Origin of the sequence: Micromonospora sp. NPDC000089 (genome assembly GCF_042899365.1) — a bacterium.
Taxonomy (GTDB): domain Bacteria; phylum Actinomycetota; class Actinomycetes; order Mycobacteriales; family Micromonosporaceae; genus Micromonospora.
The window spans coordinates 583,338-603,479 of record NZ_JBIAZT010000003.1; the positions used below are offsets into that span (position 1 = coordinate 583,338).

Here is a 20,142-nt window from a genome sequence, read left to right on the forward strand (position 1 = left end):
GGTGACCACGGACTCCCCGCCTGATGGCTCGACGCCGCTGCGGTCCGGAAACCCGGTCGATCTCGCTCGGACGATCCGAGCCCTGCGTCGCCACGCCGATCTGAGCCAGCGTGACCTGGCCGAGAGGTCGGGTGTGCCGCAGGCCACCATCGCGCGTATCGAGTCCGGGCGAGCGACCGACCCCCGCTACGGCACGGTCGAACGGCTGGTACTGGCGATGGGCGGCGCGATCGGCATCACGGTCGAGGCCCCGGCTGCCAGCGGCTGTTCCAAGGGCGACGAGGGCCCCGGCGGCACGTCGGCGTACCCGGTTCCGCCCGTGCCTCACGACGAGCTGCGCGACCTGGGCGACCGGCGCTATCCGGCACACCTTGATGTCTGGCCGGTGCGGGAGCCGAAGGACTGGCCCGGCGCCTGGTGGGCGGACTGGTACAAGCTCCCGCCCGAGCGGTACCCGCTGCAGCTGCCGCCGGCGGCCTACGAACGGAATCGGCGCTATCGGGACCGTCGACGAGAGAACGAGCGGATCCGCCGGGCGACTAAGGTGCGCTGGGTCACCGGCGACGGGAGACCCGGCAACTGCTGGCGCTTCGTCGCCGAACTGCTCGACGGTGAGTTGGTCGGCGAGCTGCGGGCACACGAGCGCGCCCCGCACCTCGAGTACGGCGACGAACGGGCCTCCGAACTGGTGCTGGACGGGGTGTTGGTCGCACGGCGGTACCGCGGGTTGGGCATCGGCGGCCGACTGGTGGATGCCATGACGGCCCGGATGGCGGCGGTCGGAATCGAGCGAGCCCACGCGGTGGCGGAGAGGCAGGGCGTCCAGTTCCTCGCCGCATGCGGTTTCCGCGGCGCGAGCAGCCGGCCGTTGGCGATGGAACTGCTCCGACCGCTCAGCGCAGAGCGTGGGCAGCCTTGGTGAGCGCGGCGAGCGCCTCGGGCATCCGCCAGGCGTCCCGGTCGCGCGGTCCGATCGGGTTCGAGACGGTGCGCAGCTCGGCGAAGGCGACGCCGGCCTGGGCGGCGGCCACCGCCACGCCGTACCCCTCCATGCCCTCGGCCACGGCGTCCGGGTGACGGTCGGCGAGGGTCGCGGTGCTCGCGGCCGTGCCGGTGACCGTGCTGACGGTCAGCACGGCGCCGAGGGTCGCCTCGGGCAGCGCCGCGCTCAGCGTCGCGAGCAGCTGCGGGTCGGCGCCGATGCTCGGGCCGCCGCCGAGCAGCTCCGGCGACATGCCCAGCTGGTCGATCGGCAGGAAGCCCGTCGGCGACTCGGCGCCGAGGTCGGCCGCGACGCTCAGGGTGCCGAGCACCGTGTCGCCGACCGCGACCCGGCCGGTGAAGCCGCCGGCCACCCCCGCGCTGACCACCGCCCGGTACGGGCGGCCGGCCGCCTCGGCCAGGGCGAGCAGGCGGGCCGTGGCCGCCGCCGCGACGGCCGGTCCCACCCCGATCGGGCGGACGGTGACCGTCGGATCGGTCAGCCCGGCCCGGACGGCCTCCGCCTCGGCGGGCACCGCGGTCAGCACCAGCAGGCCGGTCACGACAGCGGGCCCTGCGACTCCCGCCGCTGCTCGCCGTCGGCGCCGAAGCCGCCGACGGCGGAGGAGGACGGCCGGTAGATGTGGTACCCGGGCGGGGCGAGCCCGGCGTCGTCGGCCGACCCGGGGGAGAGGTGCGCGGTCGGCGCCGGCGAGGTCGGCGCCGCCTGCGCGGCGGCGGCACTCGCCGCGTCAGCCCGGGTGGCGGCGGTCGGGTGCGGGCGGTCGGGATCGGTGGCGGGCGGTGGGGTGGCCCAGGGGTCGACGGGCGGTGGCGGGTCGTCGGGGAGGTCGCGGGCGGTCTCGGCGAAGGCCAGCTCGTCGTCGTGCAGGGGGCGGCCGATCAGGCGGTCGCCGCGCAGCCTGCCGGCCACCACGACGGCCCGGACGGCGGCCAGCGAGCCCACCCCGGCCGCGACCGCGATGCCGACCCAGCCGGCGAACGGCACCAGGCCCAGCCCGCCGCCGAGCACGAACGCCAGCATCAGCGCGGTCTCCGAGTGGGCGAACGAGCTGGCCCGCAGCCGCTCCGGGATTCGTTCCTGGATCGACGCGTCCACCGCCAGCTTGGCGATCCCGCTGGCCAGGGCGGCGACCAGGCACAGCGCCGTCACCATCTCCAGGGAGAAGCGCAGGGTGGTCAGGACCGCCACCCCGGCCACGATGATCATGCTGTTCGCCTGGATCGCGGTGGGCCGGTGAATGCGCAACCGGGTGCCCACGGCGGTGGCCAGGAAGCCACCCACCGCCAGCGCCCCGCCGACCAGGCCCAGCGCCGCCTGGTCGTTGAGCTCGCGGCCGAAGAACTGGGTGGTCAGGTCGCCCTTCTTCAGGGCGAACGCGAGGAAGAGCAGCAGGAAGCCGTAGAGCGCGCGCGGCGCCGCGGCCCCGATCAGGGTGGCGATCACCAGCCGCCCCGCCGGCCGCCCCCGGCCCAGCGGCCGGTCACCGTCGCGGCGCAGCGCGCGCAGCGGGCGGGGCACCCGCTCCGGCGGCTCGGAGTCCGCCTTCGGCGGCAGCCGCAGCGCGATCACCATGCCGACCAGGAAGATCACCGACGCCACCCGCAGCGGCCACTGCGGCCCGAACCAGAAGGCGGCCAGCCCGATCGGCGCGACCAGGGCGCCGGCCACCGTGCCGTAAACGCTGGCCCGCGCCCCGACCTGGGACAGGCCCAGCCCCTCGGGCAGCAGCCGGGGCACCGCCGCCGAGCGGGCCACCCCGTACGCCCGGGAGAGCGCGAGCACCCCGAACGCCGCCGGGTAGAGCCCGAACCCGCCGATGTAGTCGGAGATCAGCCAGGCCAGGAACGCCCGGCCGAGCATGGTGGTGGCCAGCGCGTACCGGCGGCCGTGCCGGAAGTGGTCGAGCAGCGGGCCCACCACGGGCGCCAGCATGGCGAACGGCACCATGGTGACCAGCAGGTAGAGCGCGACCTTGGTCCGCGCCTCGCCGAGCGGGACGTCGAAGAAGATCGTCCCGGCCAGGCCGATGGCGATCAGCGTGTCCCCGGCGCAGGAGACCGCGTGCAGGTCGAAGAGGCGGACCATGCCCGTCTCGCCGCCGGCGCCCCGGGCCCGGGCCGAACCCGCCCGACGGGTCATCCACCGCCCACTGCGCACCGAACCGCGCACCAGCAGCCGGGTGGCGCGGATGCCGGTGCCGGCGGTCCGTCCCAGTACGGACCGCTCGGAGCGGGAGAACAGCGGCATGTCTCCCATCCTCGCCGATCGGATCGAGTCCCGCCGCACCACCGGTCGAACAGCCATCGGGGGAGTGCTCGTCGGCCGCCCGGGAGCATGGGGAACAATGGGTGGGTGACCAGGCCCGCCTCCACCCGTGCCGCCCGCCTCGACCAGGTCTGCGCCGCCGCCGTCGAGGTGGCCCGCGCCGGCATCACCGAGGTGGAGCCCACCGACGTCGGCGACCACCTGCGCGCGGTCGCCGAGGGTGAACGGACCGTCACCCACTACTTCGAGTGCCTGATGGCCGGTTACCGCGGCTGGCACTGGGCGGTCACCGTCACCCGGGTCTCGCGCAGCAAGCACGTCACGATCTGCGAGACGGTGCTGCTGCCCGGCTCCGACGCGCTGCTGGCGCCGGGCTGGCTGCCCTGGCAGGAGCGGCTCAAGCCGGGCGACCTCGGCCCCGGCGACCTGCTGCTCACCCCGCCGGACGACGACCGCCTCGCCCCCGGCTACCTGCTCTCCGACGACCCGGCCGTCGAGGAGACCGCCTGGGAGCTCGGCCTCGGCCGGCCCCGGGTGCTCTCCCGCGAGGGTCGCGCCGAGACGGCCCAGCGCTGGTACGACAGCGACCACGGCCCGTCCGCCCCGATCTCCACCGCCGCCCCGGCGCCCGCCCGCTGCGGCACCTGCGGCTTCTACCTGCCGCTGGCCGGCGCGCTGCGGCTGGCCTTCGGCGCCTGCGGCAACTTCTACGCCCCCGACGACGGTCGGGTGGTCAGCGCCGACCACGGCTGCGGCGCGCACTCCGAGGCGCTGGTCGACACGGCCGAGGCGCCGGTCGACGAGCTGCCCACGATCTACGACGACAGCGCCGTCGAGGCGATGCCGGTGACCCCGGCCGAGCCGGCCGCCGAGACCGTCGAGCCGACCGCCGCGGTCGAGCCGGCGGCCCAGGCCGGAGCCGCCGAGCCCGCGGAGCCGGTCGAGCAGTAGGGCCGCGGCTCACCTCACGACCTCTACCGCCGAAAGCGAGTCGGTAGACGGCGGGAGCGGGTCAGCGCTGGTCAGCGGCCGCCCGACGACGGCGCCGGTGGGCGTCGTGTCGCATCATCACGGCCAGACCGGGAAAGCCCCACAGGAACCCGGCCAGGCAGGTCCAGAGCCAGTTCTGGTGCCCGTTGCTGGTCAGCCAGTCCCGGAACAGCAGCAGCAGCAGACCGGCCACCGCCCAGGCGACCAACCCGGCCAGCACGAACGGCACCATCGGCGGGTCGAGCGGCTCGGGCCGCGGCGGTTGCTCCTGGGGCACCGGGAAAGCGTACGCGATCGGCCTTTGTCGTCGGCCGCTGATCTGCGACGATGCGCCCGACCACGGAAGATCACCTGCGAGGGACCAGATGGCCATTGCGCCGCCGGACAACGGCACTCCCCCCGATCCCGCCCACCCCCGGAACGGTTTCGACCGGTTCTTCGAGATCTCCGCGCGCGGTTCGACGACGAGCCGCGAGGTGCGGGGTGGGTTCGCGACCTTCTTCACGATGGCGTACATCGTGGTGCTCAACCCGCTGATCCTGGGCAGCGCCGTCGACGGCGACGGCGCCAAGCTTCCGATCCCCGCGATCGCGGCCGCCACCGCGCTGGTGGCCGGCCTGATGACCATGCTGATGGGGGTGGTGGGGCGCTTCCCGATGGCGCTGGCCGCCGGGCTGGGCGTGAACGCGCTGGTCGCGTACGAGATCGCGCCGGAGATGACCTGGGCGGACGCGATGGGCCTGGTGGTGATCGAGGGTGTGATCATCGGCGTGCTGGTGCTCACCGGGCTGCGCACCGCGGTGTTCCGCTCGGTGCCGACCCAGATGAAGACCGCGATCGGCGTCGGCATCGGCCTCTTCCTGACCATCATCGGCCTGGTCGACGCCGGCTTCGTCCGCCGGGTGCCGGACGCGGCGAACAGCACCGTCCCGGTCGGCCTGGGCATCAACGGCAAGATCGTCAGCTGGCCGATGCTGGTCTTCGTGGTCGGCCTGCTGATCACCCTGGTCCTGGTGGTACGCCGGGTGCGCGGCGCGATCCTGATCGGCATCCTGGCCTCGACCGTGCTGGCGATCGTGGTGGAGGCGGTCGCCAACGTCGGCCCGTCCTTCGTCGACGGCAGGCCGAACCCGAAGGGCTGGTCGCTGAACGTCCCCGAGCTGCCGAAGCAGATCGTCGACATCCCGGACCTGTCGCTACTGGGCCACTTCAACGTGCTGGACTCCTGGGCCCGGGCCGGCTGGCTGGTCCCGCTGATGTTCGTCTTCACCCTGCTGATCACCGACTTCTTCGACACCATGGGCACGATGGTCGCGATCGGCCAGGAGGGCGGCATGCTGGACGAGCGGGGCACCCCGCCGCGGGCGCGGGAGATCCTGCTGGTCGACTCGATCGCGGCGGCGGCCGGTGGTGCGGCCAGCGTCTCCAGCAACACGTCGTACATCGAGAGTGCCGCCGGTGTCGCGGAGGGCGCCCGGACCGGGGTGGCCAACCTGGTCACCGGTGCCCTGTTCCTGCTGGCGATGTTCCTGGCGCCGCTGTCCCTGGTGGTGCCGTTCGAGGCGGCCTCGACGGCGCTGGTGGTGGTCGGCTTCCTGATGATGACCGCGGTGCGGACGATCGACTGGACCGACTACGAGATCGCGATTCCGGCATTCCTCACCATCACCCTGATGCCGTTCACGTACTCGATCTCCAACGGCATCGGCGCGGGCATCATCACGTACGTGGTGCTCAAGCTGGCCAAGGGGAAGGCGCGGGAGATCCACCCGCTGCTGTACGCGGTGGCCGCGCTCTTCGTGCTGTACTTCCTGCGCGGGCCGATCGAGTCCGCGCTGCTCTGACCGCCGCCTCCGGGCCGGGAGTCGGGCGGCAGCCCAATCGGATTCCCGGCCCGGAGCAGCACAATCCCCTCGTGAGCATGGTCATAACGGTGGTCGTTAGCCAGGCTCATTAGTTAGGCTAACTACCGTGACGGAGCGGACGGTGACGGCGAACCGCGTGCCACCGGCGCAGCTGGCGCCCCAGCTGCGTGATGCGATCACCCGACTCAACCGGCGGGTCCGGCAGGCCCGCCCGGTCGGCGACCTGACGGTCACCCAGCTCAGCGCGCTGACCAGCCTCCGGCTGGCCGGAGCGCTGACACCGCGGGAGCTGGCCGACACCGAGCGGGTGCAGCCGCCGACGATGACCAAGATCGTCGCGAAGTTGGAGGAGCGCGGCCTCGTGCAGCGCACCCCCCATCCGACCGACGGCAGGCAGGTCATCCTCGCGGCGACCGAGGGGGGCCGGGCCGTGCTCGACCAGTTCGAGCGGGCCCGCAACGAGTGGCTGGCCAGCCGGCTGGCCGCGCTCACGGAGGACGAACGCGACACGCTGCGGCGGGCCGCCGAGATCCTCCAGCAGCTCGCCCGCGCCTGACCGCGCCACCGTGCCCGGTCCGCGCCGTCCGCCGTCGATGACGCGTACGACCGCGAGGAGGCGCACCAAGAGTGCAGGCGAAGCTGAGCACGATGTTCCAGTCCCTACGAGTCCGCAACTACCGACTCTTCGCCACCGGGCAGCTGATCAAACTGATCGGCGTCTGGATGATGTTCATCGCCCAGGACTGGCTCGTCCTCGAGCTCTCCGACAACTCCGCCACCGCGCTCGGCGTGGTCACCGCGCTGCAGTTCACCCCCGTACTGCTGCTCACCCTGTTCTCCGGCCGGCTCGCCGACCGGTACGACAAGCGCCTGTTGCTCTTCGTCGCCAACGCCTTCTGGACCGTGCTGGCGCTGGTAATGAGCGTTCTGGTGCTGACCGACCTGGTGCAGCTGTGGCACGTCTTCGCGTTCGCCGCCCTGCTGGGCACCGCCAACGCGGTGGAGACCCCGGTCCGGCAGGCGTTCGTCTCCGAGCTGGTCGGCACCACCCTGCTGCCCAACGCGCTCTCGCTCAACGCCGCGGTGTTCAACTCCGCCCGGATCGTCGGCCCGGCCGTAGCCGGCCTGGCCATCGCCGCCTTCGACGTCGGCCCGGTCTTCCTGTTCACCGCGATCAGCTCGGTCGCCCCGCTGGCCAACGTGGTCCGGATGCGCCCGGCGGAGCTGCACCGCAAGGACCTGCCGCCGGTCGGCGAGCGCGACTCGGCGAAGGTGATCGACGGCCTGCGGTACGTCTGGCGCCGGCCCGACCTGCTGCTGCCCATGGTGGTCATGTCCATCATCGGGATGACGCTGTTCAACTTCCAGCTCACCCTCGCCGCGCTGGCCAAGACGGTGTTCCGCACCGGCGCCGCGACGTTCGGCCTGTTCAGCACCGCGCTGGCCGTCGGCGCGCTGGTCGGGGCGCTGGCCGGGACCGGGCGGCGTAGCCGGCCCTCGGTCTGGGTGGTGCTCGGTGCGGCCGTCGGGTGTGCCGCCTTCGGCACCCTGGTCGGCTTCGCCCCGGCGTACTGGATGGTGGTCGCCCTGCTGCTGCCCACCGGGTTCTTCATGGTCTTCTTCGCCCAGGCCGCCAACCAGCGGGTGCAGCTCGGCGTGGACGCCGCCTTCCGCGGCCGGGTGATGGCCCTGTGGGTGCTGGTCTTCCTCGGCACCAACCCGGTCGGCGCGCCGATCATCGGCTGGGTCGCCGAGACCTACGGCGCCGGCGCGAGCATCTGGATGGGTGGCCTGATCTCCCTGGTCACCGCCCTGGTCGCGCTCACCTGGCAGCTGCGCCGCTCCGGCGCCCGGCTGCGCTTCCGGGTGCTGCCGATGCCGCGCTTCTACGTGGTCTCCGCCCCCGACTGCTGACCGCTGGCGGCCCGCCGGCCGGCGCGGGCGGACGCGGCACCCGGGCCGGCGCGGCACCCGGGCCGGCACCCGGGTCGGGCCGGCGTGGCGGCCCGAGCGCACCGATCGGCGGCCCTGAGGAACCTCGCGGCGGCGCGTCGGCGTAACCCTGTCGGGTGCCGATAACGGCAATCGGGTGGCGGTGGGCCCGTCCACGCTTTAGCGTCGATGCGTGGGAGGCGGTCGCGCGCTGACGTTGGCACTGGCGTTCCTGGGTGTGGCCTGCCTGCCGGTGCTGTTCGCCATGCTCTTCTGCGTCGACGAGATCCTCGATCGGGTCGTCTGCGGCTGGAGCGAGTGGCGGGAACGCCGCCGCGAACGACGCACCATCGCCCGGCTGGACCGGGCCATCGAGGCGGACGCGCTGACCCGGGACGTCGACCTCACCGAGCTCGACCGCAACGACCGGCAACCCATCGAACGCGTCGCTGCGGACCTGCGCCGGCTCGGCGGCCACCGGCTCGCCGCCGGCGGCCGCTCGGTGGTCTGGCACGGCTCGGTCATCGACGCGTACGACGATCGGCTGCGGGCCGCCTGCCGGGCGCTCGGCATCACCGAGCACCTGTCCGAACTGGACGGCGTCGACCGCGAGATCGAACGGGTCCGGGTGGAGGGCCTGCTCGCCGCTGCCGGGCTGCCGGTGCCGGCCACCCAGGGCGAACGCCGACCCCGCAACCGGCGGGCATGAGGCGGTAGTCCACCCCTCGACGGCTACGGTGGCGGCGTGAGACTGTTCGCCGCGGTCTATCCTCCCCCCGACGCGGTGACCGACCTGACCGCCCGGGTGGCGCGGCTGCGGGTCGGCGCCGCCTCCGCCGCCGGCATCGACGTACGGCTCGCCGACCCGGCCCGACTGCACGTCACGCTCGCCTTCCTCGGTGAGGTGCCGGCCGAGCGCCTGAGCGACGTGCAGAACGCCCTGGGCTCGGCCGCCGACGCCTTTCGCGAGCTGCGTTCCGGCCCGCCGACGCTGTGCCTGGCCGGCGGCGGTCGCTTCGGCCGGGGCCGGTCCACCGTGCTGTGGGTTGACGTGCGGGGCGAGGTCGACGCGTTGCACGTGCTGGGCCGGCTGATCCGAAGCGGACTGCGCGACAACGACCTGCCGTACGACGACAAGCCGTTCCGCCCGCACCTGACCATCGCCCGCCCCGGCGACCGCATCCCCGCCCCCGACGTCCAGGCCGACCAGCGGTCCCTCACCGCCTACACCGGCCCACCCTGGCCCGCCACCCACCTGGTTCTCACCCAGAGCCACCAGTCCCCCCACCCCACCTACACCCACCCCACCACCTGGCCCCTCTAACCCACCCCGACCCCCACCCCCGCCCCCACTCGACCCCGCCCCCACTCGACCCCGGCGATCTTGCGCTTCTGGCCTCGACGAAAGCCAGATATCAGGCATTTGAGGGGCCGAAAGTGCAAGATCGCCGGGCCGGGCCGGGCCGGGCCGGGCCGGGCCGGGCCGGGGTGGGGCGGGGTGGGGTGGGGCGGGGTGGGGTGGGCGTTCAGGGTGTCTGCGGGCCGACGTTCATCGTGCCGAGGCAGAGCCGGCTCACCGAGAGACCGGTGCGGCCCAGATTCGTGTACTCCGTGACTCCACCCTGGCACGGGGGCACGTCCAGTGCCGCCCAACGCCAGGGTGGAACCGTCGGATCAGGACGACTCGCGCGCCGCCGGGCCGCTGCCGAACAGCACGTCGTCCCAGCTCGGCAGGCGCTTGCGCGGCTTGCCGGAGGCGTCGGTCGACTCGCCGGCCGCGGCGGCCGCCGCCGCGGTGCCGGTGCGCCGAGGCCGCAGCACCGCGAGCGACGGTACGGCGGGGACCTCCTTCGGCGCGTCCGAGTCGTCGTCGAACGCGGAGCCCTGGCCGCCGCCGAGCAGCGCCGCCGCGCCCCCGCCGACCGCCCGCTGCCGGGGCGCCTCCTGACCGGCCAGCGCGGCCGGCGAACGCGGGTCGAGCCCGCGCCCGGAGGTGCCGCCGAGCGGCCTGTCCAGCGAGGCGAGCAGGGCGTCCCGGCCGGCCCGGATCGGGTCGCGGCCCGGGCGGCTGTGCTCGCCGGCCGACGGCAGGCCGTGGCCGCCCCGGCTCGGCTCGCCGCGCGACGGGCCGGGCAGCGCGTGCCCGCCCCGCTCCGGCGCCGGCTCCTGGCCGAGGATCGGGGTGGGCCGCTCGGCGCAGAGATATTGCGCCATGTCGTCGTGCGGCGTGACGTTCTGCCGGAGCTTGTCGAGATCCCAGACCGCCTGCGCGGTGGCCTTGCCGGAGGGCCAGGTCGCGACGATCCGCCAGGTGCCGTCGTCGCGCCGGAACGCGTCCCAGGAGATCTTCTCGGTGTCGATGCCGTGCTGGGCCAGCCGGCCGTTGACCACCTCGGACAGTGGGGTCGGCTTCTCGGCGCCCTTGAGCCGGGTGCGCCGGGCGTGCTGGGCGAGCATGGCCCGCTCCTGCAGCACCGGGCCTGCGTAGCGCAGGACGCGGTCGACCGGCACGCCGGCGATCCGGGCGACGTCCTCGGCGGACTCGCCGGAGCGGATCCGGGCCTGGATGTCGCGCGGGGACAGCGACGGCACCGGGTCGGCGGCGCTGGACACCACCGCGAGCGGCGGCGCGCCGGGCTCGGCGTGCAGGGCCCCGGCGATGCGCTCGTCGATGGGGAGGGCGAGCAGGCGCCCCACCTCGTCGGCGAGCACCAGCGCCTGGCCGTCCTCGGAGAGGGCGACGAAGCGTACTGGGCGCATGGCGTAGCCTCCGTCCCGCTTCGCTGGCCGCGTCACGCCACGAGCCGGCCACCCGGGCGTCTCGAACCACCGTACGCTCATCTTCCCCGAGGTGGGGGACGCGACACCCGCATGTCGCGACTGAGCTGCAACGATGATCACGGTGGGTGGCCGCCGGCCCGGCCGTGGACCACCCACCGTGACGGCTGCGTCAGAGCCGCTCGACCACGTAGTCGATCGAGGCGGTCAGCGCCTCCACGTCGGCCGGCTCGACCGCCGGGAAGAGCGCCACCCGCAGCTGGTTGCGACCGAGCTTCCGGTACGGCTCGGTGTCCACGATGCCGTTCGCCCGCAGCGCCTTCGCCACCGCGGCGGCGTCCACCTCGTCGGCGAAGTCGACGGTGGCGACCACGTTGGACCGCAGCGCCGGGTCGAGCACGAACGGGGAGGCCACGTCGGAGCGCTCCGCCCAGCCGTACACGATGGCGGCGCTCTCCGCGGTGCGCTTGGCTGCCCAGGCCAGCCCGCCCTGGTCGTTCATCCAGTCGGTCTGCTCGGCGGCCAGGAAGATGGTGGCCAGCGCCGGGGTGTTGTAGGTCTGCTCCAGCCGCGAGTTGTCGATCGCGGTGACCAGGTCGAGGAAGGCCGGGATGTAGCGGCCCGAGGACTTGATCTCGGTGGCCCGCTCCAGCGCGGCCGGCGACATCAGCGCGAGCCAGAGGCCGCCGTCGGAGCCGAAGCACTTCTGCGGGGCGAAGTAGTAGACATCGGTCTCGCCGACGTCCACGCTCAGCCCGCCGGCGCCCGAGGTGGCGTCGACCAGCAGCAGCGAGCCCGGGTCGGCGTCGGTGACCCGGTGGATCGGCACCGCCACGCCGGTCGAGGTCTCGTTGTGCGGGGTGGCGTAGACGTCCACCCCGGCCTCGGCCTGCAACGCCGGGGCGCTGCCCGGCTCCGCCTTGCGTACGGTCGGCTCGCCCAGGAACGGCGCGTCCTTGACGGACTTGGCGAACTTCGCGCCGAACTCGCCGAAGCTGGCGAACTGGGCCTGGTCCCGCACCAGGCCGAACGTGGCGACCTCCCAGAACGCGGTGGTGCCGCCGTTGCCGATCACCACCTCGTAGCCCTCGGGCAGGGCGAAGAACTCGGCGATGCCGCGGCGCAGCCGGGCCACCTGGTCGCGGACCGTCTTCTGCCGGTGCGAGGTGCCCAGGTAGCTGGTGGCCACGTCGGCGAGCGCGGAGACCGCCGCCGGACGGACCTTGGACGGCCCGCAGCCGAAGCGGCCGTCGGCGGGCCTGAGGTCGTCGGGAATCCGGATGGTGGGTGCGTCAGCCACGGTGGTCGAGTTCCTTCCGCATGGGCGAGGGCGGGCCCTTGGGCTGGCCCGGAGCTGCCCCGGCGGCGCGGCGCGGGCGCGCGGCGCGGCCGGGATCCGGGCCCGGTCCGGCGACACTGCCGACTCTCATCCTCGCACCCGGGCCGGCCGCCGCGACCGGTGGTCCCACGGTCGGCGATGAGTCGTGCGCCACAGCGTCCGCCGGGCGACGGCACGCGCGAAGGGCCCGGTCCGCGCGCGGACCGGGCCCTTCAGCGGGGTACGAGGATCAGGCGGTACGAGGATCAGACGCCGTGCGGGATGGCGGCCCAGCCCTCGACCTGCTGCGGCTTGCGCGGGCTCGGCCCGACGTAGCGGGCGGCCGGGCGGACCAGCCGCTGGAGCTTCTTCTGCTCCAGGATGTGCGCGGACCAGCCACCCATCCGGGCGCAGGTGAACATCGAGGTGAACATGTGTGCCGGCACCTCGGCGAAGTCCAGTACCACGGCCGACCAGAACTCGACGTTGGTGGCGAGCACCCGGTCCGGGCGGCGGGCCTGCAGCTCGGCCAGGGCGGCCTTCTCCAGCGCCTCGGCGATCTCGAAGCGCGGGGCGCCCAGCTCCTTGGCGGTGCGCCGCAGCACCCGGGCGCGCGGGTCCTCGGCCCGGTAGACCCGGTGGCCGAAGCCCATCAGCCGCTCGCCGCGGTCGAGCACGCCCTTGACGTACCCCTCGGCGTCGCCGCTGCGCTCGACGGCCTCGAGCATGCTCAGCACCCGGGAGGGGGCGCCGCCGTGCAGCGGGCCGGACAGCGCGCCGATGCCCGAGGAGATGCAGGCCGCGGCGTCCGCGCCGGTGGAGGCGACGATCCGGGCGGTGAAGGTGGAGGCGTTCAGGCCGTGCTCGGCGGCCGAGATGAAGTACGCGTCGACGGCCTTGACGTGCCGCGGGTCCGGCTCGCCGCGCCAGCGCTTCATGAACCGCTCGACGATCGTCTCGGCCTTGTCGATCTCCTTCTGCGGCACGGCCGGCAGGCCCAGGCCGCGGGCCGACTGGGCCACGAAGGACAGCGCGGTGACCGACACCCGGGCCAGGTCCTCGCGGGCCTGCTGGTCGGAGATGTCCAGCAGCTGGTCGAGCCCCCAGTACGGGGCGAGCATGGCGACCGCGGACTGCACGTCGACCCGGATGTCGCCGGAGTGCACCGGCACCGGGAACGGCTCGGCCGGCGGCAGGCCCGGCCCGAAGCGGCCGTCGACCAGCAGCGCCCAGACGTTGCCGAACGAGACCTGACCGATCAGATCCTCGATGTCGACGCCGCGATACCGCAGCGCGCCGCCCTCGCGGTCGGGTTCGGCGATCTCGGTCTCGAAGGCAACGACGCCCTCCAGGCCCGGTTTGAAGTCGGACATGTCGTCTCCTGGCTGCCGGCTCGGTGCGCCCGAGCGGGCCGGTCCGGCCCCACCTCAGGCGACCCCTCGGGGTGGTGTTCGTGACATCTTGCCTGCTGGGTAACCGGAAGCGCGACCCACCGCGACTGTGCGCCTTGCGACATCCCCGCCGCTGGCCGCCGGAGCATCCTCGGCGAGACTGGGCGGGAGGGGTTGGCCAGCGTCTCCGGGACGAGGGCGCCCGGCTGGGAGGAGATCGACTGTGACTGGCGACACACCCACCCCGGCGGCCATGCGTAACGAGTACGCCGCCGACCTGGGCCTTTCCGAGGCCGAACTGGCAGCCGACTGGCACGGCCAGTTCGACCGGTGGTTCGCCGACGCGGTGGCCGCCGGCCTGCCCGAGCCGAACGCGATGGTGGTCGGCACGGCCGACGCCGACGGCCGCCCCAGCGGCCGCACCGTGCTGCTCAAGGGGTACGACCCCGAGGGCTTCGTCTTCTACACCAACTACGCCTCCCGCAAGGGCGCCGAGGCGACCGCGAACCCGTGGGCGAGCCTGGTCTTCCCGTGGTTCCCGATGCACCGGCAGGTGGTGGTCGCCGGTCGGGTGGAGCGGGTCGCGGCGGCGGAGACCGAGGCGTACTTCGCCAGCCGGCCGCGCGGCTCCCAGCTCGGCGCCTGGGCCAGCCGGCAGTCCCGGGTGCTGGCCGACCGGGACGAGCTGCAGGAGAGCTACCGCCGGGCCCAGCAGCGCTTCGCCGACCAGCCGACCGTCCCGGTCCCGGAGGGCTGGGGCGGCCTGCGGGTCCGCCCCGAGTCGGTGGAGTTCTGGCAGGGCCGGGCCAGCCGGCTGCACGACCGGCTGCGGTTCCGGCGCACCGACGGGGGCGGCTGGGTCGTCGAGCGGCTCTGGCCGTGACCGGGGTGACCCAGGCCCGGCCGCGCGCGGCGCGCCGCTGGGCGATCGACCTGCGCCCGCTGGGCGTGCCGGCGTACCGGCGGATGTGGCTCGGCAACACGCTGGCCATGTTCGGCTTCCAGTTCACCGCGGTGGCCGTGCCGGTGGAGATGTACGCGCTGACCCGGGACTCGTTCTGGGTGGGGCTGCTCGGGGTGGCCGGCTTCGTACCCCTGCTGATCTTCGGGCTCTGGGGCGGCGCGGTCGCCGACGCCCGCGACCGGCGCCGGGTGCTGCTGGCCGGCTCGGCCCTGCTCTGGGCCTCGATGTTCGGGCTGCTGCTGCACGCGCTGCTGCGCGGCGGCAGCCCGGTGCTGCTGCTGGCCCTGGTGACGGCCCACTCGATCGGCTTCGCGATCAGCTCGCCGGCCCGGGTGGCGATCCTGCCCCGACTGCTGCCGGCGGAGCTGCTGCCGGCCGGCAGCACGCTGAACTACACCACCTTCACCGCCGCCTCGGTGGTCGGCCCGCTGGCCGCCGGCCTGATCTTCGCGGCCTTCGGCACCGGATCCGGACTGCCGATCGCGTACGCGGTGGACGTGCTGCTGTTCACCGGGCTGGTGGTGGCCACCGTCCGGCTGCCGGCGATGCCGCCCGAGCCGCCGGCCGAGGGCGAGGTGCGCCGTGCCGGGCTGGCCGGTATCGCGGACGGCTTCCGCTACCTGGCCACCACCCCGGTGCTGCTCTCCTCGTTCGCCATCGACCTGATCGCGATGATCCTGGCCATGCCGCGCGCGCTGTTCCCGGAGATCGCGGTGAGCCGGTTCGGTGGCGGGGCGGCGGTGGGCTGGCTCTACAGCGCCATCGCGATCGGCGCGATGGTCGGCGGGTTGACCTCGGGCTGGATCGGCCGGATCCGCCGGCAGGGGGTGGCCCTGGTGATCGCGGTGGTCGGCTGGGGACTGGCCATCGCCGCGGCCGGGCTGGCCCGCCAGCTCTGGCTGATGGTCGCCCTGCTCGCCGTCGCCGGGGCGGCCGACCTGGTCAGCGCGGTGCTGCGGCAGTCGATGCTGCTGATCCACGCGCCGGACCGGATGCGCGGCCGGCTGCAGGGGGTGAACACCGTGGTGGTCGCCGGCGGCCCGCGGCTGGGCGACCTGCGGGCCGGCGCCGCGGCGGCCGGGCTGGGCGCGAGCGTGGCCTGGGTGGGCGGCGGCCTCGCCTCCGCCGCGCTGGCGGTGCTGCTGGTGGTGGCCTTCCCGGCCCTGCTGCGCTACCGCGCCGGCGCAGCCGATCCGGCCGAGCGCACCGACGGGCACGCGGCGGCCGACGGGCCGTCCGACGGTGACCTGCCGGCGGAATCGGCGGGCCGGACCGACGGCGACGGGCGGGCGGCGGAGGCCTCGTCGGCGGGATCCGGGCGGTCGGGTCCGGCGGGGGTCGGGGCGGGCGACTAAGGTCCCTGACATGGAGAACTCCGCACCGCGTCCCCCGTCCGGGACACAGTGGACCATTTCCGCCGACGGCCACGAGGCGGTCATCGTCGAGGTCGGCGGTGGTCTTCGGGCGTACCGGCACGGTGGCGTGGACTACGTCGACGGGTACGACGCGGACGAGATCTGCCCCGGCTCGGCCGGCCAGGTGCTCTCGCCCTGGCCGAACCGGATCCGCGACGGGGCGTACCGCTTCGGCGACCGGGAGCTGCAGCTCGACCTGACCGAGCCGGCCCGGGACAATGCCATGCACGGCCTGGTCAACTGGGTGCCGTGGGGTCTGGTCGAGCAGTCCGACGACGCGGTCACCATCGGGTACGACCTGCCGCCCACCCCCGGCTACCCGTGGGCGCTGCGGCTGCGCAGCCGGTGGAGCGTCAGCGCGGACGGCCTGCGGATCGACCACGAGGCGACGAACCTCAGCGACGAGCCGGCCCCGTACGGCTTCTCCACCCACCCCTACCTCCAGCTCTCCGGCGTGCCGGTGGACGAGCTGTCGCTGCACGTGCCGGGGCGTACCCGGATCCTGCTGGACGGCCGGCTGCTGCCGATCGGCGCGACCGAGGTGGCCGGCGGCGAGTTCGACTGGAGCGAGCCGCGCCCGATCGGGGACGCCGTGCTCGACCTGGCCTTCGGTGACCTGGTGCGGGACGCCGACGGCGGCTCCGCGGTTACCCTGGCCGCGCCGGACGGCGGAGCCCGGGTGCAGGTCTGGGCGGACGGCGGTTTCCACTGGTGGCAGGTCTTCACCGGGGACACGCTCACCGGCGAGCGGCACCGGCGGTCGGTGGCGGTCGAGCCGATGACCTGCCCGGCGGACGCGTTCCGCTCCGGCCGGGACCTGATCGTGCTGAAGCCGGGCGAGAGCTGGCGGGGCAGCTGGGGCATCCGGCCGGGGGCCTGACGGCCGTGGAGTTCGGCGAGGTCGTCCGGCGCCGCCGGATGGTGCGCAACTACGACCCGGACCGCCCCGTCCCGCCCGACGTGGTGGACCGGTTGCTCGACCACGCGGTGCGGGCGCCGTCGGCCGGCTTCGCCCAGGGCTGGGGTTTCCTGGTGCTGGAGGAGCCGGCGGACCGGGAGCGGTTCTGGGCGGCGGCCACCCCGGGCGGTGGTGGCCGGGAGCGCTGGCTCGCCGGGATGCGCCGGGCGCCGCTGATCGTGGTGCCGCACGCCAGCCGGTCGGCCTACCTGGAGCGGTACGCCGAGCCGGACAAGGGCTGGGCGGACCGGTCGACCGATCGCTGGCCGGTGCCGTACTGGTTCGTGGACACCGGTTTCGCCGCCCTGCTGATGCTGCTCACCGCGGTCGACGAGGGGTTGGGCGCCTGTTTCTTCGGCATCCCGCCGCAGCGGTTGGCGGCCTACCGGGAGGCCTTCGGGGTGCCGGCGGAGTTCCAGCCGATCGGTGCGGTGACGGTGGGTTACCGGGCCCTCGACCACCGGTCACCGTCGCTGCGCCGCGGGCGACGACCGGTCGACGAGGTGGTCCGGCGTGGCCGGTGGAGTTGACCGTTTCTGGAACGTTTTCGATGGGTATTGAGCGCGGCGAAACCGACACGAGGGCGTAAAACGCTAGTGGTCAGGTGCGGCTAGGCTGGCGAGGTCATCGGTGCCGCGGCGCGCGGCGCCGCGGTGTGACCCGGCTCCAGCCGGTCGACCCGGACGCGGGGAGGGAGCCTGCCGTGATCTTCAGAGCGGTCCGGGACGGACGTCCCTACCCGGAGCACAACTTCACGCTCAAGCAGTGGGCGGAGATCCCGCCCCGACCGCTGCGGCTGGACCAGCTCATCACCACCAAGCGGGAGCTCGCGCTGGACAAGCTCCTCGCCGAGGACTCCACCTTCTACGGTGACCTCTTCCCGCACGTGGTGCAGTGGAACGGCGGCCTCTACCTGGAGGACGGCCTGCACCGGGCGCTGCGCGCGGCGCTGCAGCAGCGCAACCAGATCCACGCCCGGGTGCTGGTGCTCAGCGGTCAGCCCGAGTGACGCGCCCCTGAGCGTTCGTTAAGGTGGCGGGATGACCCCTCTCGACCTGCTCGACGTCGATGCCTCGCTGAGCGAGGAGGAGCGGCAGATCCGGGCCGTCGTGCGCCAGCTGGTCGACGACCGGGTCCGCCCGCACGTCGCCGGCTGGTACGAGGACGGCCAGGTGCCGGCCCGCGAGCTGGCCCGGGAGTTCGGCAAGCTCGGCCTGCTCGGCATGCACCTGACCGGGTACGGCTGCGCCGGTGCCTCGGCCGTGGCGTACGGGCTGGCCTGCCTGGAGCTGGAGGCCGGCGACTCCGGCATCCGCTCGCTGGTGTCGGTGCAGGGCTCGCTGGCCATGTACGCGATCTGGCGCTACGGCAGCGAGGAGCAGAAGCAGCGCTGGCTGCCCGCGATGGCGGCCGGCGAGGCGATCGGCTGCTTCGGGCTGACCGAGCCGGACCACGGCTCCGACCCGGCCTCGATGATCACCCGGGCCCGCCGCGACGGCGACGACTGGGTCCTCGACGGCGCCAAGATGTGGATCACCAACGCGCCGATCGCCGACGTGGCGGTGATCTGGGCCCGCACCGACGACGGGGTGCGGGGTTTCGCCGTACCGATGGACACGCCCGGGGTGACGGCCCGGGAGATCCGGCGCAAGATGTCGCTGCGCGCGTCGGTGACCGGCGAGATCGCCCTCGACGGGGTGCGGCTGCCGGGGGACGCCCGGCTGCCCGAGGCGGCCGGCCTGAAGGCCCCGCTGAGCTGCCTGACCGAGGCCCGGCACGGCATCGTCTGGGGCGCGCTCGGCGCGGCCCGCGACTGCCTGGAGACGGCCCTGGAGTACGCCACCACCCGCACCCAGTTCGGCCGGCCGCTGGCCGGCTTCCAGCTCACCCAGGCCAAGCTCGCCGACATGGCCGTCGAGTGGAACAAGGGCCTGCTGCTGGCGCTGCACCTGGGCCGGCTCGCCGACGCCGGGCGGCTGCGGCCGGAACAGGTCAGCGTGGGCAAGCTGAACAACGTCCGGGAGGCGATCGCGATCGCCCGGCAGTGCCGCACGATCCTCGGCGCGAACGGCGTCTCCGGTGAATATCCGGTGATGCGGCACGCCAACAACCTGGAGAGCGTGCTGACCTACGAGGGCACCTCGGAGATCCACCAGCTGGTCATCGGCCAGAAACTGACCGGCGTCTCCGCCTTCGGCTGAGCCCGGCGGTCACCCGTTCGGGTCGCTCGCCGCGCGGGTGTCGCACCGGGCCCGTAACGTCATCGACAGACGACATGTCGACGAGGACGGTGAGGGCGATGGCCCGCGACGGTGACAGCAACGAGCCCACCAAGGAGTTCCCCGGCTATCCGACCGCCGACACCCTGCCGGCCAGGCGGGACGGGGCGACACCGGCCCGCCCCGACACCTGGGCGGAGGGGACCGCGCCGCCCGCGCCGCCGGCCGGCCCGACCGAGCCACCCACCGCGCCCGCCGGCCGGGGGCCGGTGCGCTCGCTGCTGACGGTGCTCGGCGCGCTGGCGCTGGCCGTGGTGGTGGTGCTCGGGGCGCAGGCCACCGGCATCTTCCCGCAGTTCCGCAACCCGTTCGCCCAGCAGCAGACCGACCGCAGCCAGCCGCCGCTGCTCAAGTCGATCCAGGACCTCAGCCGCTACGTCGCGGCCGAGGGCAACTTCCAGGTCGTCGTCGACCTGCAGAACGACCGCAAGAACGTGCCGGCGTTCCTGCTCAACCAGCGCACCCTCTTCGTCGGCGCGGGCAGCGTCGAGGCGTACGTCGACTTCGGCAAGATCTCCGAGGGCGCGGTGGTGGAGTCCGCCGACCGCAAGTCCGTCGAGATCAAGCTGCCGGCGCCGCAGCTCGGCAAGACCAACCTCGACCTGGAGAAGAGCTACGTCTTCGCCGAGGAGCGCGGCCTGCTCAACCGGCTCAGCGAGCTGGTCAACGGCGACCCCAACCGGCAGCAGCAGGTCTACCAGCTCGCCCAGGAGCGGATCACCGCCGCCGCCCGGGACAGCGGTCTGACCCAACGCGCCGAGGAGAACACCCGCAAGATGCTGGAGGGCCTGCTGCGCTCGCTCGGCTACGAGAAGGTCACCATCACCTACACGGCACCCTGACCGCAGCCGGGGGGGGGGGGGGGGGGGGCCCCCCCCCCCCCCCCCGCGGGGGGGGCGGGGGGGGGGGGCGGGGGCGGGGGGGGGGGGGGGGCCCCCCCCCCCCCCCCAGCCCCACCCCGGGGGGGGGGCGCCCCGCCGC

General features: G+C 74.1%; 19 protein-coding genes and 1 pseudogene. 14 read left to right on the forward strand and 6 right to left on the reverse strand.

The genetic code is table 11. From position 1 onward, the window contains the following. Window position 1 precedes the first annotated feature (1 nt). On the forward strand, window positions 2-922 hold the full coding sequence (locus tag ACFY3U_RS09395; protein WP_387197510.1) for a GNAT family N-acetyltransferase: 921 nt from the start codon (window positions 2-4) through the stop codon (window positions 920-922). Here the strand turns inward: ACFY3U_RS09395 and ACFY3U_RS09400 are convergent. After that, entirely contained in the window at window positions 894-1,544 is a 651-nt protein-coding gene (locus ACFY3U_RS09400; RefSeq protein ID WP_387197513.1) for a futalosine hydrolase, read from the reverse strand. The two genes, ACFY3U_RS09395 and ACFY3U_RS09400, sit on opposite strands and share 29 nt — an antisense overlap. Beyond that, window positions 1,541-3,253, reverse strand: a complete 1,713-nt coding sequence (locus ACFY3U_RS09405) for an MFS transporter (protein ID WP_387197516.1) — start codon at window positions 3,251-3,253, stop codon at window positions 1,541-1,543. The genes ACFY3U_RS09400 and ACFY3U_RS09405 overlap by 4 nt, the downstream gene beginning before the upstream one ends. Before the next feature lie 87 nt (window positions 3,254-3,340). Between ACFY3U_RS09405 and ACFY3U_RS09410 the strand changes: the two genes are divergently transcribed. Next, window positions 3,341-4,222 carry a DUF3027 domain-containing protein gene (locus tag ACFY3U_RS09410; RefSeq protein ID WP_387197519.1) on the forward strand — a complete coding sequence of 294 codons (882 nt, stop codon included), beginning with the start codon at window positions 3,341-3,343 and terminating at the stop codon, window positions 4,220-4,222. A 61-nt stretch (window positions 4,223-4,283) separates the two neighbouring features. On the opposite strand, the gene ACFY3U_RS09415 is transcribed toward ACFY3U_RS09410, so the two are convergent. Then, window positions 4,284-4,538, reverse strand: coding sequence for a DUF2530 domain-containing protein (locus ACFY3U_RS09415; protein WP_387197522.1), 255 nt, complete (start codon window positions 4,536-4,538; stop codon window positions 4,284-4,286). Between the two features lie 88 nt (window positions 4,539-4,626). Between ACFY3U_RS09415 and ACFY3U_RS09420 the strand changes: the two genes are divergently transcribed. From ACFY3U_RS09420 to thpR, 5 genes are all read left to right on the forward strand, one after another. Then, complete coding sequence (locus ACFY3U_RS09420) at window positions 4,627-6,105, forward strand: NCS2 family permease (protein WP_387197525.1); 1,479 nt, start codon at window positions 4,627-4,629, stop codon at window positions 6,103-6,105. Between the two features lie 127 nt (window positions 6,106-6,232). After that, entirely contained in the window at window positions 6,233-6,682 is a 450-nt protein-coding gene (locus tag ACFY3U_RS09425) for a MarR family winged helix-turn-helix transcriptional regulator (RefSeq protein WP_387197528.1), read from the forward strand. A gap of 71 nt (window positions 6,683-6,753) precedes the next feature. Further along, window positions 6,754-8,040 (forward strand): MFS transporter, encoded by a 1,287-nt coding sequence (locus tag ACFY3U_RS09430; RefSeq protein WP_387197530.1) that lies wholly within the window; start codon window positions 6,754-6,756, stop codon window positions 8,038-8,040. 211 nt (window positions 8,041-8,251) lie between these two features. Further along, on the forward strand, window positions 8,252-8,767 hold the full coding sequence (locus ACFY3U_RS09435) for a hypothetical protein (RefSeq protein WP_387197533.1): 516 nt from the start codon (window positions 8,252-8,254) through the stop codon (window positions 8,765-8,767). Window positions 8,768-8,803: 36 nt separating this feature from the next. After that, a complete protein-coding gene (thpR, locus tag ACFY3U_RS09440; protein WP_387197536.1) occupies window positions 8,804-9,382 on the forward strand; it encodes an RNA 2',3'-cyclic phosphodiesterase in 579 nt (192 codons plus the stop codon). A 350-nt stretch (window positions 9,383-9,732) separates the two neighbouring features. On the opposite strand, the gene sepH is transcribed toward thpR, so the two are convergent. The 3 genes from sepH to ACFY3U_RS09455 all read right to left on the reverse strand — a co-directional run bounded on the left by sepH (window position 9,733) and on the right by ACFY3U_RS09455 (window position 13,527). Further along, window positions 9,733-10,818, reverse strand: coding sequence for a septation protein SepH (gene sepH, locus ACFY3U_RS09445; RefSeq protein WP_387197539.1), 1,086 nt, complete (start codon window positions 10,816-10,818; stop codon window positions 9,733-9,735). 190 nt (window positions 10,819-11,008) lie between these two features. Further along, the gene (serC, locus tag ACFY3U_RS09450) at window positions 11,009-12,136 is read right to left on the reverse strand and encodes a phosphoserine transaminase (protein WP_387197542.1); all 1,128 of its coding nucleotides are present in this window, start codon (window positions 12,134-12,136) and stop codon (window positions 11,009-11,011) included. A 284-nt stretch (window positions 12,137-12,420) separates the two neighbouring features. After that, window positions 12,421-13,527, reverse strand: a complete 1,107-nt coding sequence (locus tag ACFY3U_RS09455; protein ID WP_387197546.1) for a citrate synthase 2 — start codon at window positions 13,525-13,527, stop codon at window positions 12,421-12,423. 271 nt (window positions 13,528-13,798) lie between these two features. Between ACFY3U_RS09455 and pdxH the strand changes: the two genes are divergently transcribed. The 7 genes and pseudogenes from pdxH (at window position 13,799) to ACFY3U_RS09490 (ending at window position 20,003) form a co-directional block, all read left to right on the forward strand. After that, window positions 13,799-14,428 carry a pyridoxamine 5'-phosphate oxidase gene (gene pdxH, locus ACFY3U_RS09460; RefSeq protein WP_387197683.1) on the forward strand — a complete coding sequence of 210 codons (630 nt, stop codon included), beginning with the start codon at window positions 13,799-13,801 and terminating at the stop codon, window positions 14,426-14,428. Then, window positions 14,425-15,717 (forward strand): annotated as a pseudogene (locus ACFY3U_RS09465) (MFS transporter); the annotation flags it as partial. The gene pdxH and the pseudogene ACFY3U_RS09465, both read left to right, overlap by 4 nt. Window positions 15,718-15,874: 157 nt before the next feature. After that, the gene (locus ACFY3U_RS09470; protein WP_387197549.1) at window positions 15,875-16,804 is read left to right on the forward strand and encodes an aldose 1-epimerase family protein; all 930 of its coding nucleotides are present in this window, start codon (window positions 15,875-15,877) and stop codon (window positions 16,802-16,804) included. A 5-nt stretch (window positions 16,805-16,809) separates the two neighbouring features. Further along, window positions 16,810-17,412 carry a nitroreductase family protein gene (locus ACFY3U_RS09475; RefSeq protein WP_387197552.1) on the forward strand — a complete coding sequence of 201 codons (603 nt, stop codon included), beginning with the start codon at window positions 16,810-16,812 and terminating at the stop codon, window positions 17,410-17,412. Window positions 17,413-17,585: 173 nt separating this feature from the next. Beyond that, window positions 17,586-17,891 carry a type II toxin-antitoxin system VapB family antitoxin gene (locus tag ACFY3U_RS09480; protein WP_387197555.1) on the forward strand — a complete coding sequence of 102 codons (306 nt, stop codon included), beginning with the start codon at window positions 17,586-17,588 and terminating at the stop codon, window positions 17,889-17,891. A 31-nt stretch (window positions 17,892-17,922) separates the two neighbouring features. After that, window positions 17,923-19,083 (forward strand): acyl-CoA dehydrogenase family protein, encoded by a 1,161-nt coding sequence (locus tag ACFY3U_RS09485; protein ID WP_387197558.1) that lies wholly within the window; start codon window positions 17,923-17,925, stop codon window positions 19,081-19,083. 98 nt (window positions 19,084-19,181) lie between these two features. Beyond that, a complete protein-coding gene (locus tag ACFY3U_RS09490) occupies window positions 19,182-20,003 on the forward strand; it encodes a DUF4230 domain-containing protein (protein WP_387197561.1) in 822 nt (273 codons plus the stop codon). Window positions 20,004-20,142: the final 139 nt, after the last annotated feature.

What these genes read in the sequence shown, in the direction of transcription:
- ACFY3U_RS09455 (WP_387197546.1), bottom strand. Translation starts at nt 13,527, where the DNA reads ATGTCCGACTTCAAACCGGGCCTGGAGGGCGTCGTTGCCTTCGAGACC.
- ACFY3U_RS09420 (WP_387197525.1), top strand. Translation starts at nt 4,627, where the DNA reads ATGGCCATTGCGCCGCCGGACAACGGCACTCCCCCCGATCCCGCCCAC.
- ACFY3U_RS09470 (WP_387197549.1), top strand. Translation starts at nt 15,875, where the DNA reads ATGGAGAACTCCGCACCGCGTCCCCCGTCCGGGACACAGTGGACCATT.
- ACFY3U_RS09405 (WP_387197516.1), bottom strand. Translation starts at nt 3,253, where the DNA reads ATGCCGCTGTTCTCCCGCTCCGAGCGGTCCGTACTGGGACGGACCGCC.
- sepH (WP_387197539.1), bottom strand. Translation starts at nt 10,818, where the DNA reads ATGCGCCCAGTACGCTTCGTCGCCCTCTCCGAGGACGGCCAGGCGCTG.
- pdxH (WP_387197683.1), top strand. Translation starts at nt 13,799, where the DNA reads ATGCGTAACGAGTACGCCGCCGACCTGGGCCTTTCCGAGGCCGAACTG.
- ACFY3U_RS09490 (WP_387197561.1), top strand. Translation starts at nt 19,182, where the DNA reads ATGGCCCGCGACGGTGACAGCAACGAGCCCACCAAGGAGTTCCCCGGC.
- ACFY3U_RS09410 (WP_387197519.1), top strand. Translation starts at nt 3,341, where the DNA reads ATGGGGAACAATGGGTGGGTGACCAGGCCCGCCTCCACCCGTGCCGCC.
- ACFY3U_RS09485 (WP_387197558.1), top strand. Translation starts at nt 17,923, where the DNA reads ATGACCCCTCTCGACCTGCTCGACGTCGATGCCTCGCTGAGCGAGGAG.